This is a genomic window from Embleya sp. NBC_00888, from assembly GCF_045207655.1.
GTDB lineage: Bacteria > Actinomycetota > Actinomycetes > Streptomycetales > Streptomycetaceae > Embleya.
Genome location: NZ_CP108784.1, coordinates 3835619 through 3849212, shown reverse-complemented (window position 1 = coordinate 3849212; position 13594 = coordinate 3835619). Strand labels below are relative to the sequence as shown.

General features: G+C 72.5%; 10 protein-coding genes. 3 read left to right on the top strand and 7 right to left on the bottom strand.

Going from position 1 to position 13594, the window contains the following annotated elements; translation table 11 throughout:
• Nucleotides 1-3: 3 nt before the first annotated feature.
• Genes OG948_RS15890 through OG948_RS15875 form a run of 4 tightly spaced genes read right to left on the bottom strand, consistent with a single transcriptional unit; the run spans nucleotide 4 to nucleotide 3519 of the window.
• Nucleotides 4-840: a 1,4-dihydroxy-6-naphthoate synthase gene (locus OG948_RS15890; protein WP_406297183.1), complete on the bottom strand. Its 837-nt coding sequence runs from the start codon at nucleotides 838-840 to the stop codon at nucleotides 4-6.
• Complete coding sequence (locus OG948_RS15885; RefSeq protein WP_406297182.1) at nucleotides 837-1487, bottom strand: futalosine hydrolase; 651 nt, start codon at nucleotides 1485-1487, stop codon at nucleotides 837-839. Before OG948_RS15885 ends, OG948_RS15890 begins: the two co-directional genes overlap by 4 nt.
• A gap of 3 nt (nucleotides 1488-1490) precedes the next feature.
• On the bottom strand, nucleotides 1491-1949 hold the full coding sequence (locus tag OG948_RS15880; protein WP_406297180.1) for a hypothetical protein: 459 nt from the start codon (nucleotides 1947-1949) through the stop codon (nucleotides 1491-1493).
• Between the two features lie 10 nt (nucleotides 1950-1959).
• Entirely contained in the window at nucleotides 1960-3519 is a 1560-nt protein-coding gene (locus tag OG948_RS15875) for an MFS transporter (RefSeq protein WP_406297179.1), read from the bottom strand.
• 134 nt (nucleotides 3520-3653) lie between these two features.
• On the opposite strand from OG948_RS15875, the gene OG948_RS15870 reads away from it, so the two are divergent.
• Nucleotides 3654-4505, top strand: a complete 852-nt coding sequence (locus OG948_RS15870) for a DUF3027 domain-containing protein (RefSeq protein WP_395874637.1) — start codon at nucleotides 3654-3656, stop codon at nucleotides 4503-4505.
• Between the two features lie 134 nt (nucleotides 4506-4639).
• Here OG948_RS15870 and OG948_RS15865 read toward each other — a convergent pair whose 3' ends face one another.
• The gene (locus tag OG948_RS15865; protein ID WP_406297177.1) at nucleotides 4640-4897 is read right to left on the bottom strand and encodes a hypothetical protein; all 258 of its coding nucleotides are present in this window, start codon (nucleotides 4895-4897) and stop codon (nucleotides 4640-4642) included.
• A gap of 213 nt (nucleotides 4898-5110) precedes the next feature.
• Here OG948_RS15865 and OG948_RS15860 point away from each other — a divergent pair, with 213 nt between their 5' ends.
• Nucleotides 5111-8185 carry a sacsin N-terminal ATP-binding-like domain-containing protein gene (locus tag OG948_RS15860; protein WP_406297175.1) on the top strand — a complete coding sequence of 1025 codons (3075 nt, stop codon included), beginning with the start codon at nucleotides 5111-5113 and terminating at the stop codon, nucleotides 8183-8185.
• Between the two features lie 31 nt (nucleotides 8186-8216).
• Here OG948_RS15860 and OG948_RS15855 read toward each other — a convergent pair whose 3' ends face one another.
• Together OG948_RS15855 and OG948_RS15850 are read right to left on the bottom strand one after the other, a co-directional pair.
• Nucleotides 8217-10607, bottom strand: a complete 2391-nt coding sequence (locus tag OG948_RS15855; RefSeq protein ID WP_406297173.1) for a cation-translocating P-type ATPase — start codon at nucleotides 10605-10607, stop codon at nucleotides 8217-8219.
• 172 nt (nucleotides 10608-10779) lie between these two features.
• Entirely contained in the window at nucleotides 10780-11859 is a 1080-nt protein-coding gene (locus tag OG948_RS15850; protein ID WP_406297171.1) for a hypothetical protein, read from the bottom strand.
• 176 nt (nucleotides 11860-12035) lie between these two features.
• Between OG948_RS15850 and OG948_RS15845 the strand changes: the two genes are divergently transcribed.
• Complete coding sequence (locus OG948_RS15845) at nucleotides 12036-13490, top strand: NCS2 family permease (protein ID WP_406297170.1); 1455 nt, start codon at nucleotides 12036-12038, stop codon at nucleotides 13488-13490.
• Nucleotides 13491-13594: the final 104 nt, after the last annotated feature.

Below are 13594 nucleotides of genomic sequence, written 5' to 3'. Positions count from 1 at the left end.
GTTCTAGGGGAACGCCAGGGCGCTTGTCGGGATGGTGGGGACCAGGTCTTCGGCGGCGGCGCGGGTGAGCAGGTGGGTGACCGCGGCGTGGCCGGCGTCGCCCAGGTCGCGGGTGAACTCGTTGACGTACAGGGCGATGTGCTGGTCGGCGACCGCCGGGTCCATCTCCTGGGCGTGTTCCAGGACGTAGGCGCGCGACGCGGCCGGGTTCGCCCACGCGTGTTCGACCGAGGCGCGTGCCGCCGCGGCCAGCGCGGGCAGGTCCAGCGAGCGCTTGGCGATGATCGCGCCGAGCGGGATCGGCAGGCCGGTGTCCGACTCCCACCAGTCGCCCATGTCGGCCAGGCAGGTCAGGCCGTAGCGCGCGTAGGTGAAGCGCGCCTCGTGGATGACCAGGCCCGCGTCCACGACGCCGTCGCGCACCGCGGGCATGATCTCGGCGAACGGCAACACCCGGATCTCGCCGACCCCACCGGGCACGTTGCCCGCCGCCCACAGCCGGAACAGCAGGTAGGCGGTGGAGCGTTCGCTCGGTACCGCGACCACCTTGCCCGCCAGCGCCGCCGGCGTGCTCGCGCCCAGGCTCAGCACCAGCGGGCCGCAGCCGCGGCCGAGCGCGCCGCCGCAGGGCAGCAGCGCGTACTCGTCCAGGACCCACGGCAGCGCGGCGTAGGACACCTTGAGCAGGTCCAGTTCGCCGCGCTCGGCCAGGCCGTTGGTGATGTCGATGTCGGCGTAGCGCACGTCCACGGGCGGCGCGTCCGGGAGCAGCCCGTGCGTCCACGCGTGGAAGACGAACGTGTCGTTCGGGCACGGCGAGTAGGCCAGCGACAGGGTCATGGCGTCGGGCTCCCTTCGAGCGCGGCGAAGGCCGCGGTGAGTGCGCGCAGCGCGTCGGGGATGCGCCACGCCGCGCGGTCGCGCGGACCCACGGCGTTGGAGACGGTGCGCAGTTCGAGCATCGGCACGGCGAACGCGGCGGCGGCGGTGGCCACTCCGAAACCCTCCATGCCCTCGACCGCGGCGCCCGGATGGCGCTCGGCCAGCTCGGCGGCGCGCGCGGCGGTGCCGGTGACCGTGGACACGGTGAGCGCGGGTCCGGTGGCGAGCGGGATGTCGGCCACCCGCAACGCGTCGCCCACGCGGGCGACAAGGCCCGGGTCGGCCTCGAACGCGCTCGTCCCGAAGCCCAGTTCCTCGATCGGCACGAAGCCGTCGGCGGTCTGCGCGCCCAGATCGGCCGCCACCACGCGGGTGGCCAACACCGTCGAGCCGACCGGCGCGACATCCGCGAAGCCGCCCCCGATACCGGCGTTGATCACCAGGTCGTAGGAGCCGCGGGCGAGTGCCGCGGCGGTCCCGGCGGCCGAGGCGGCCGGACCCGCGCCGACCGCGAGCACGTCGGGACCGGGAATCCGCCACGAACGCGAACCGCCGAGCACGGCGTCGCGCTCGGCGGCCACCGCGGTGATCACCAGGATGGGCAAGGGCTACTTCTTCTCGACCTTGAAGGCCCAGATGCCGCGGTAACCCTGCTTGCCGTCCGGCTGCACGACCTGCACGATCAGCGGCTCGCTGTCCTTTTCCGGCGCGCCGTAGTTCAGCCGAAGGCCCGAGAAGTACGTGGACTTGATCGGCGTGGACGACTGCTGCTTGCCGTTGACCAGGAGCAGCCAACCGGCGTCGGCGATCTTCTGGTCCACGCCGACCGAGAAGGCACCGCCCTCGGAGACCGAGATCTTCTTGACCTTGGTCTCGTTCAGGCAGCCCTCGACCTTCGTCTCGGCGAGCGTGCCGTCCTCCTTGTAGCACTCGGCTTCCGAGTGGACCGACGTACTCCCGCTGACCAGGGTCACCAACGGGGTGGGCTTGTCGATGTTGCAACCCGTCAGGGCGAGCGCGCCCAGGACGGCGGCGCCGGCGAGCGCGGCAGGGCGGCGAGTCTTCATGATCGGAAGATTACCGGGCGGTCCGCAGCCGGATGCCGGGGGACCGCTTGCGACGCGCCCGGCGAGTCGTCAGTTTGCGGCCCACGACCACCAGCGCCAGCGTGAGCACGCCGGCCGCCACGCTCATCCCCAGCGTGCCGTTCAGGGGCAGCGCGATGCCGATGCCGCCGCCGATCACCCACGCCACCTGAAGCGCGGTCTCGGTCCGGGCGAAGGCCGACGTGCGCACCTCCTCGGGGATGTCGCGCTGGATCATCGCGTCCAGCGAGAGCTTGCCCAGCGCCTGCGCGAGACCGGCCACCGCCGCCACCGAGAGCACGGTGACCAGGCTGTACATCACCGCCGCCCAGGCCGCGCAGGACGCGGACACCAGCAGCACGCCGACGATGATCGCCTCCGGCGCACGGGACTTGAGCCAGGCCCCGAGCGCGGTGCCGACCGCGTTGCCGACCGCGGCGGCGACCACCACCGCGATGGTGGCCTGGGTCGCGGACAGGTCGGCCACCGGGTGCTGTCGCATCAGGAAGCCGAGGAACATGATCAGGAAGCCGGAGAAGCCGCGCATCGCCGCGTTCGCCCACAGTGCCTGGACCACGGACGGGCCCACGCTGCGCAGCCGCCGCGAGGTCTTGACCCGGACCGGCTTGCGACCGGTCTCGCGCACACCGGGCCCGCTCTCCACCGACCCCTCGATCCCGGACTCGGGCACCGTCTCGGTCGTGCCCTCGTCCCGCCCCGCCCGCAACTTGGTCAGCGACACCTTGCGCTTGTGCTCGACGCCGGGTGCCTCGGCGGTGAACGAGGCCCGGTCCTCGCCCTCGGCCGAGTCGACCTTGGCGGGCAGGGTGAGTGCCAGGATCGCGCCGAAGGTGAACACGACACACGCGCCGTACAGGATCCCGGGTGTGCCGAACGCGTACTTGAGGCCGCCCGCGACGGGTGCCGCGCCCATGGTGCCGATCAGGCCGAACATGGTGATCCGCGAGTTCGCCTTGACCAGCGAGACCGAACGCGGTTGCAGCCGGGGCACCACCGCGCTGCGGCTGACCCCGTACACCTTCGAGGAGACCAGGACGCCGAACGCGGCCGGATACAACTCGAGCCCGCCGTTGTTCACCGAGCCGGCCATCAGCCAGCACAGCCCCACCCGGACCAGCATCGCCACCGCCATCGCGACGCGGCGACCGCGGCGCATCCGGTCCAGGATCGGACCCAGCACCGGGGCCAGCAGCGCGAACGGCGCGAGGGTGATCAGCAGGTACATCGCGACCCGGTCGCGCGCCTCGCCGGTGGGCACCGAGAAGAACACGGTCGTGGCCAGGGCCATGGTCACCAGCGCGTCGCCCGCGTTGTTGATCAGATGCAGCTCGATCAGCTTGGCGAGGCCGCTTTCACCGGCCCCCTTGGCCCGGGCCGCGCCGCGTAGTTTGCCGAAGCCGCCGGTGAAGAGTCCGCCGAACCAGCCCAGCGCGCGACGCGCCGGACCTCGGTTCTTGGCGTACGACCCACGGGTCGAGCCCGGCGCACGAATGGTGCGCCGTGATGCGGTGGTGGTCTTGGAGGCTGCCACGCCGGGATCCTGCCCTCGCTCCCTCGGTTGATGCGGTCGCGACACGCCAGGAAGGGCTCGCTCCGCGCGCCCGTTCGGGAATCGGACGTGTTTTGAGGGTATCGGCGGTGGAGACCTTCGACGCGTGAGAGAGAATCACTCTCGTGAGTGCCGCGACCCGTAGTCGAACCCCGGACCGCCTCTGCGCCGAGGCGGTTGATCTTGCCTTCGCTGCCGCCGAGGAAGCCGCAGGTCAGGACTCCGTCGGCGAGCATCTGGGTGTTCAGGTGGATGGTGATCGCCTGGTCACCCACCTGTTCGCGTGCCGCGAGTCCGCCTATCACGGCTGGCGCTGGGCGGTGACCGTTGCCCGTGCGCCCCGCGCCAAGCTGGTGACCGTGGACGAAACCGTCCTCGTCCCGGGACCCGAGGCGCTGCTCGCGCCTGCCTGGGTGCCGTGGAACGAGCGCCTTCGTCCCGGCGACCTCGGCGTGGGCGACCTGTTGCCCACCGACGCCGACGACCCCCGTCTCGAATTCGGTTACACCGGAGCGGACGAGACAGAGGAGGAATTGACCGAGCCGATCGCGCTCGGTCCCAAGGCGGTCGCGTACGAACTGGGACAGGGGCGCGTGCGCGTCCTGTCGCCGGTCGGCCGCGACCTGGCCGCAGACCGCTGGGACGAGCACTTCGGCCGAGCCACGCCGATGGCCCAGGCCGCCCCGGCGCACTGCACGAGTTGTGGCTTCCTGGTCAAGGTCGGCGGCCCGCTCGGGCAGGCGTTCGGAGTGTGCGCCAACGAGTACTCGCCCGCCGACGGCCGGATGGTCTCGCTCGCCTACGGCTGCGGTGGTCATTCGGAAGCGGCGGTCATGCCCGCCGCGACGCCCGCCGCCGAACTGTCCCTGGACGAGTACCGGATCGAGACCGTGCGGATCCGCCCGGTCGAGAGCTCGGTGGACGAGGACACCTTGCAGCCCGGCGAGGACCAACTGGGCCACTCCTGATCGATCACGCACACGTGCCCACGACGTCGGGCGACACGCCCGACCTCGTCGACCCGTCCGAATCACCCGACCCGCCCGACCGGCCGAAGCCGCCACCGATCCGGTGGCGGCTTCGGGTCGTCTCGGGTCCGGGTCTAGCGTGCCTGGCCCCGGAAGCCGACCGGGCCCTCGCCCGGGAACTGCGCGGAGCCCTGGAAGCGCGCGCCGTCGTCGAAGAAGGTGATGGTCGCGTTGCCCTGCGGGCCGGACCAGGAGAGCTGGGTGCCCGTCGCCGGGCGGGCCTTGTCCGGAACCACGGCGTTGCGACTCTGCACGACGATCGCGAGGTCCGCGTCGTCGTGCCACGCCGCGTCCGGGCCGCCCCATTGGATCTGTGTGCGGTAGGTAGCCACGTTTCTCCCCTTCCGTAGCCGAGTGGGGGTTCCCCACCCGTTGTGTCTACATCCGAACGCTCCGCTCTCGCCAGGGGTTTGCGGCCGGCCGTATGTGTGGGTTTTGTGTGACTTGATCCACCGCCGTCCGCACCGTGGGACCGCCGGGAAGCCGCGTGCCCGGAAACGCAATAGGGTTCCGGCCACATCCGCGAACGAGGGACGGCGCACGGCATGGGCATCGAGGACCGCTTTGGCACCGCTTCGCTTCGGCGAGCCGTACTGGACGCGTGGGTCGCGTCGCCCGCGCGTTTCCGGGAGGACGCGAACGCCGAGGAGGAACTCGCCCTCGGCGGCTATCGCGACCGTCTGGTGGTCGAACTGGCGCAGAACGCCGCCGACGCCGCGGCTCGGGCGAACGTGCCGGGGCGGCTGCGGCTGACCCTGCGCGACGGCGTCCTGGTCGCGGCCAACACCGGCGACCCGCTGCACGCGCAGGGGGTCGAGGCGCTGTCCACGCTGCGCGCCTCGGCCAAGCGCGACGACGGACCCGAGGCGGTCGGCCGGTTCGGCGTCGGCTTCGCCGCGGTGCTCGCGGTCACCGACGAACCGTGCGTGCTCTCGCGCACCGGCGGCGTGCGCTGGTCCCTGCAGGAGGCCCGCGACCTGGTCGCCGAACGGGCCCGGGTCAACGCCGGATTGACCGACGAACTGGCCCGCCGCGACGGTGGCGTGCCGGTCCTGCGGCTGCCGATGCCGGCCGAGGGCACCCCGCCCGAGGGCTACGACACCTGCGTCGTACTGCCGTTGCGCGACGGCGCCGCGGTGGACCTGACCGCGCGGCTGCTCGCCGAGATCGACGACGCGCTGTTGCTGACGCTGCGCCGCATCGGCGAGATCGTGATCGAGACCCCGGACGGCGTGCGCACGCTGACCAGCCGCGCCGACGGCGGCGCCCTCGTGGTCAGCGACGAGGGTGTGGAGACCCGCTGGCGGGTCGCCGAGGACGGCGGCGCGCTCGAACCCGAGCTGCTCGCCGACCGGCCCACCGAGGAGCGCCGCCGGGCCGCGTGGTCGGTGCTGTGGGCCGTGCCGCTGGACGCCGCCGACCAGCCGCGCCGACCGGGCGTGCGGCCCGTGGTGCACGCCCCCACACCCACGGACGAGCCGCTCGGGCTGCCCGCGCTGCTCGTCGCGTCCTTCCCGCTGGACCCGACCCGCCGGCACACCGCGCCCGGCCCGCTGCGCGACTTCCTGATCGAGCGGGCCGCCGAGACCTACGCCACCTTGCTGGGCACCTGGCCGACCTCCACCACCGGCATCCTGAGCCTGGTGCCCGGGCCGACCGCCGAGGGCGAACTGGACGGGCTGCTGCGGCACCGGGTGTTGACCCGGCTGGCCGACACCGCGTTCCTGCCCGCCGCCGCGCCCGCCTCCGAGGCCGAGCCGGACGACCCGGACGCGCTGCTGCTCGACCGCGGCACCGCCGCGCGCGACCGCGACCTGCTGCGCCCGCGCGACGCGGTGCTTATCGAGACCGCGAGCCCGGGCCTGGTCGACGCGCTGGCGCCGGTGGTGGCCGGGTTGCTGCCCGCCGGTCTGGACCGCAGCGCGGCGCTGCGGGTGCTGGGGGTGCGCCGGTTGCCGCTGGCCGAGGTGGTCGACCAGTTGGCCGGCATGGACCGGGAGCCGGCCTGGTGGCGCGACCTCTACGACGCGTTCGACCCGGCCGCCCGGGACGCGCTGGGCGCGCTGCCGGTGCCGCTCGCGGACGGGCGGGTGGTGCGCGGGCCGCGCGGGATCCTGCTGCCCTGCCCGGACAGCCCGGACCTGGCCGCGCTGGACGTGCTCCGGCTGCGGGTCGCGCACCCCGAGGCGACCCACCCGCTGCTGGAGCGGCTCGGCGCGATCCGGGCCACCCCGCGCGCGGTGCTCGCCGACCCCGCGGTGCGCGCGGCGGTGACCGATAGCGAGGACGGCGACGACATCGCCGACGCGATCCTGGAACTGGTCCGGGCCGCCCGGATCGGCCCCGGCGACGAACCGTGGTTGTCCGCGCTGCTGTTGCCGGACGTGGACGGCGACGCGGTCCCGGCCGGCGAACTGATGTTGCCCGGCAGCCGGATCGCCGCGGTGGTCGAGCCGGACGCGCTCGGCATCGTCTACCCGGACCTGGTCGAGCGCTGGGGCGAGGACGTGCTGGAGGCGGTCGGCGTGCTCGGCACGTTCGGCCTGGTCCAGGAGGACGACGTGGTGCTCGACCACGACGGCTGCGACCACGACCTGGACGCCGAGGACGACTGGCTCGACGACGTGCTCGACCACATGCCGGACCAGGGCGTGCCACCGGTGCTGGCGTCCTTCGTCGCGGTGCGCGATCTGGACCTGGTCGCCGACGACGCGTGGGACGAGGCGCTGGAGGTGATCGCCACGCCGCCGCTGCGCACCGCGGTGACGGAGCCGGCGCACGTGCTGTTGCCGGACGGCGGTACGGCCCGGGTGCCCTCGTACACGGCGTGGTGGCTGCGCGGGCATCCGGTGCTGGACGGCCGGCGTCCGGCGGGTCTGCTCGCCGCCGACGGGGATCGGCTGCTGCACGGGCTCTACGACGAGGTCCGGGCGAGCCTTGACCCGGTCTTCCTGACCGCTCTGGGGGTGCGTACGACGCTTGTGGCGCTGCTGACCGACCCGGACGGCCCGGACGAACTCCTGGAGCGCCTGGCGGATCCGGAGCGGCCCGTGACCCGCGATCAGCTTCGCGCGCTGTACACCGCGCTGGCCGACGTCGCGCCGGAGCGGCTGTCCGCGCCGACCGAGCTGCGCGGCGTCTCGGGCGGCCGGATGACCGTCGCCGACGTGGCGGACGCCCTGGTGGGCGACGCGCCGGACCTGGCGGCGCTGGTCGCCGACGACGCCACGCACGTGGTGCTCCCGGTCCGCCCGGACCGCGCGGAGGCGCTGGCCGACCTGCTCGACGTACCGCTGCTGTCCGAGACGATCCCGGGCAAGGTGCTCTCCGAGGGCACCCGGCACGAGGTGCCCGACGACGTGCTGGCCGCGATGCCGGACGCGCCCAAGGAGTACTTCGAGCACGAGGAACTGGTCGTCTCCGGCCCGAACGAGAGCGAACTCGACGCGGACTGGCGCTACATCGACGGTCAGGTGCACGCCACCACGTTCGAGGGTGTCGCCCGCGGCCTGGCCTGGGCGGCGGGGGAGTGGCACCGCCGCTTCGAGGTCGAACAACTGCTCACCCACCCGGAGAACGCCGCGCACTTCGCCACGGAACGCGACTTCGACGGGGTGTGAGGGCGACCCGACCGCTCCGGGACGCCCGGGCTCACCCCCGGGCGTCCCGGGGCGTTTCCTCGATCGCCCGACGGCGGCTCGCGGACACGCCTTGGGCCTGTTGGCGCTGCACCCGGCCGGAGACGCGCCGGCCCAGTTCGAGCAGGGCCGCGCCGATCAGCGCGATGCCCACCGCCGTGCCGTTGTTGCCCTGGTCCTGCGGATACAGCGCGAAGAAGTCGGCCACGAACGGGACGTAGAGCGCGATCAGGAAGGCCGCCCCCATCGCCGCGATCAGCGCGATCCGCCACCACGTGTACGGGCGGGCGACGATCGCCAGGATCCAGATCGCGACCAGGAACAGGGTGATCACCGCGCTGGTGCGGTCCTGGTCGAGGCTCGAGCCGTGGTTGAGGCGGGCCAGCCAGTAGGTCAGGAACGTGGCCGCCGCGGCGACCACGCCGCCGGGGATCGCGAAGCGCAACACGCGCGGCACGAAGCCCGGTCTGGCCCGCTCGGCGTTCGGGGCCAGGGCGAGGAAGAAGGCCGGTACGCCGATGGTGAGCGAGCCGATCAGGGTCAGATGGCGGGGCAGGAACGGGAAGACCACGCCCGCGACGCCGGTGAGCAGGGACAGCAGCAGCGCGTACACGGTCTTGACCAGGAACAGGTTCGCGACCCGCTCGATGTTGCCGATCACCCGGCGGCCCTCGCCGACCACCGAGGGCAGCGTGGCGAAGCTGTTGTCCAGGAGCACGATCTGTGCGACCGCGCGGCTCGCGCCGCTGCCCGAGCCCATCGCGACGCCGATGTCGGCGTCCTTGAGCGCGAGTACGTCGTTGACGCCGTCGCCGGTCATCGCGACCGTGTGGCCGCGCGCCTGGAGGGCCGCGACCATCGTCCGCTTCTGCTGCGGGGTGACCCGGCCGAACACGGTGTCGTCCTCGAGCGCCTGCCCGAGTTCGGCCCGGTCCTCGGGCAACCGGCGGGCGTCCACCGCGTGTTCGGCGCCCGCGAGGCCCAGCTCGGCGGCCACCGCGCCGACCGAGAGCGCGTTGTCGCCGGAGATCACCTTGGTCGCCACGTCCTGATCCGCGAAGTAGCGCAGCGTCGCGGCGGCGTCCGAGCGCAATCGCTGCCGCAGCACCACCAGCGCGGCGGGCCGAGCCCGGCCGCCGGCCTCGTCGGACAACGCGTCGGCGGTCGCCAGCAGGAGCACCCGCAGCCCCCGCGCGCCCAGTTCGTCCACCTGCGCGAGCACCGGGTGGCCCTCGGCAAGCAGTACGTCGGGCGCGCCGAGCAGCCACGTGCCGTGGTCCGCGAAGCTCGCGCCGCTCCACTTGCGGGCCGAGGAGAACGCGGCGACGTCGATGACCGGCCAATCCGGCGGTGCGGGATAGGCGTCCACGATGGCCTGGAGACTCGCGTTCGGCCGCGGATCGGAGCCGCCCAGCGCGCCCAGGGCCGCGTCGATCGGCAGCGTGTCGTCGAGCGGGCGGACCTCGGCCACGTCCATCCCGCCCTCGGTGAGCGTTCCGGTCTTGTCCAGGCAGACCACGTCGACCCGGGCCAGGCCCTCGATCGCGGGCAACTCCTGGACCAGGCACTGCTTGCGACCCAGGCGCACCACGCCGACCGCGAACGCGACCGAGGTGAGCAGCATCAGGCCCTCGGGGACCATGGTGACCAGGCCCGCGACCATGCCGCGCAGCGCGTTGGGCAGGCCGTCGTCGGTGCGCAACTGGCTGATGATCAGCAGGATGCCCACCGGGATCATCAGCCAGGTCACGTAGGTGAGGATCCGGTCCAGCCCGCGGCGCAGTTCCGAGTCGACCAGGGTGAATCGCCCGGCCTCCTCGGCGAGCCGGGCCGCGTACGCGTCGCGGCCGACCCTGCCGGCCCGGAAGGCGCCGTTGCCGGCGGCCACGAAGCTGCCGGACATCACCTGGTCGCCGACCTTCTTGTGGACCGGGTCGGTCTCGCCGGTGAGCAGCGACTCGTCGAGTTCGAGCGCGTCCGCCTCGACCACCACGCCGTCCACCAGGACCTGTTCGCCCGCGCCCAGTTCGCATACGTCGTCCAGGACCAGTTCGCGTGCCGACAGTTCGGCGGTGTGCCCGTCCCGGCGTACGCGCGGTTTGGCCTCGCCGACCACGGCCAGGGTGTCCAGGGTGCGCTTGGCGCGCAGTTCCTGGATGATCCCGATCGCCGTGTTGGCGACGATGACCAGGCCGAACAGGCCGTCCTGGATCGGACCGACGATCAGGATCACCACGAACAGGGTGCCGATGATCGCGTTGAACCTGGTGAGGACGTTGCCTCGGACGATCGCCGAGGCGCTGCGGCTCGACCGGGTCGGGACGTCGTTGACGCGGCCGTCCGCGACGCGTTCGGCGACCTCGGCGGTGGTCAGCCCGGGGAGGACGGCGGGGGCTTCGATCATGTACCGACGTTACGTTGGTGAATGTCGGATTCTGTGGCTATTCGTGCAGTCGCCGGCGTTCCGAGGTTGTTCGCTCTGCGTTGTTCGCCCTGTGACTATTCGTCACTTTTCGTGAGAGTGGACGGCGCCGAGCGGTCGCCGGGCTCCGGGTGGGGCGTGGGCGGCGTCCGGCTCAGTCCTCGTCCGCGCTCTGCAGTCGACGGCAGTACCAGAGGCCGAACAGACCCAGGCCCGAGCCGGCCAGCGCGCACCACGGCCACCAGCCCCGGCCGTCGTCCTCGAGCGTGTCGCGCATCAGCCACGCGGCCACGAACAGCGCGAACCAGATCAGGCTGCCGACGGCGACGAGCTTGATGATGTTGCCCTCGTGCGGAGGGGGCGGCGGGCGCATGCCGGTGTCCGGGTCGGGGGCCTCGGCCGCGCGCCGCCCGGCGGGTACCTCGGAGGCCTCGGACGCTTTCGGCTCGTTCGCCCTCGGCTCGTCTGCCTTCGGTTCGCCGGAGGCCGCGGCGAAGCCGGTGGTCCGGCCGCCCGGCGGGGCCGGATCGAGGGCTGGGTCGAGGGCTGGGTCCAGGGCCGGGTCGTAGGCGCTCGCGCCGTGGTTCGTGTCGGGGGAGTACGGGTCGGGCTCGCTCGGCGGGGGCACTGCCGCGTAGCCGCCGGACTCGCCCGACGGGGATGCCGCCGCGTAGCCGCCGGACTCGTACTCGGGCGGCTGGTGGCTCGCCTGCGGGTAGGTCTCGGCTCCGTAGGCGGTGTATTCGCCGCTGCCGTGCGCGCTCGGGCTTGGTTCGTGGGCCGTGTATTCGCCGCTGCCGTGGGCTGCTGGGTTCGGGTTGTACGCGTGGTATTCGCCGCTGCCGTGGGCGCCGGGGTTCGGGTCGTAGGCGGTGTATTCGCCGCTGCCGTGGGCGCCGAGGTTCGGGTCGTGGGCCGTGTATTCGCCGCTGCCGTGGGCTGCTGGGTTCGGGTTGTACGCGTGGTATTCGCCGCTGCCGTGGGCGCCGGCGTTCGGGTCGTGGGCGGTGTATTCGCCGCTGCCGTGGGCGCCGAGGTTCGGGTCGTGGGCCGCGTATTCGCCGCTGCCGTGGGCCGCCGGGCTCGGGTCGTAGGCCGTGTACTCGCCACTGCCGTGAGAGCCCGCGTCGTACGCGTCCTGGTCGGGACCCGAGGCCGCGTCCGGGCGGGTCGCGCCCGTGTCGTCCGGATCCGGCGAGGTGCGCCGTCGTTTCCCGCTCCCGTGCCTGCTCACGAAACCTAGGCTACTTGGCCGCCCGCATCGGCCCCGCGCGCGTCCCGACGAACAAGTGGAGGGACCGGTTCCGGTTTTTGCTGTGGTGTCTGGCACCCTTTTCAGGTCTCCCGGTACCCGTCCCATCGTGCCGTGTGCGTGTCTTGACTCCCCGTTCCCACGCTCCGAGGATCCGCATGTCCCCCCAGGCCGCCCCCGCGACCGATTCGCAGGCCCCCAGCACGCCGAGGAGCGGTCTCGACCGATTCTTCAAGATCTCCGAGCGCGGCTCGTCGCCGCTGCGCGAGATACGCGGCGGGCTCGCCACGTTCTTCGCGATGGCCTACATCGTCGTGTTGAACCCGATCATCCTCGGCTCCGCGCACGACAAGTACGAGCAGCAGCTCTCCCAGCCGCAACTGGTCACCGCGACCGTTCTGGTCGCCGCCGTGATGACCATCCTGATGGGCCTGATCGGCAATATGCCGCTCGCGCTGGCCGCCGGACTGGGCATCAACGCGATGGTCGCGTTCCAGATCGCGCCGCAGACCACCTGGGACGAGGCGATGGGCCTGGTCGTCCTGGAGGGCATCGGCCTGCTGATCCTGGCCGCCACCGGGCTGCGCGAGGCGATCATGAACGCCATCCCGCTGGTGCTCAAGCAGGCGATCGGGGTCGGCATCGGCCTGTTCGTGACCCTGGTCGGCCTGGTCAGCGCGGGCGTGGTGACCCGGGTGCCGGACAAGGTGAACTCCACCGTGCCGGTCGCGCTGGGCAGCGGCGGCACGCTGCAGGGCTGGCCGGCCGTGGTCTTCTGCTTCGGCCTGGTGCTCACGTTCGTGCTCGTGGTGCGCAAGGTGCCGGGCGCGATCCTGATCGGCATGGTCGCCTCGACCGTGCTCGCGGTGATCGTGCACCAGGCGGCCGGCCTGGACAAGGCGGCCTGGGGGCTGACCGCGCCCGAGGCGGACGGCGTCGTGGACACGCCCGACTTCGGACTGATCGGCAACGTGGACCTGTTCGGCGCGTTCGGCCGGGTCGGTTTCATCACCGCGTCGCTGCTGATCTTCACGCTGCTGCTGTCGAACTTCTTCGACGGCATGGGCACCATCATCGGGGTCAGCCGCGAGGCCGGACTGCTCGACAAGCAGGGCAAGGTGCCCAACCTGGGCCGCATCCTCACCGTCGAGTCGGTCGGTGCGATCGCTGGCGGCGGCGCCTCGGCGTCCTCCAACACGGTCTTCGTCGAATCCTCGGCGGGCGTCGGCGAAGGCGCTCGGACCGGCCTCGCCAACCTGGTCACCGGCGGCCTGTTCGCGCTCGCGCTGTTGTTCACGCCGCTGGCGAAACTGGTGCCCGCGCAGGCCGCCACCCCGGCGCTGGTTGTGGTCGGCGCGCTGATGATGACGCAGATCAGGCACATCGAGTGGGACGACATGACGGTCGCCGCCCCGGCGTTCGTGACCATCGCGCTGATGCCCTTCACGTACAGCATCACCACCGGGATCGGCGCGGGCTTCATCCTGTACGTGGTGCTGCGCAGCGCGGTCGGCAAGGCTCGGGAGATCCCGGTGTTGTTGTGGATCGTGTCGGCGTTGTTTGTGGTGCATTTTGCGATTGATCCGATTGAGCAGGTGTTGGGGGTGAAGTAGGGGGGTGGGGGGGGGTGGGCCGGGGGCCTGGGTCGCGGGGGGCGGTGGGTCGGGGGTCTGGGTCGTGGGGGCGAGCGGGGCGATGGGCCGGAGTCGTGGGGCGA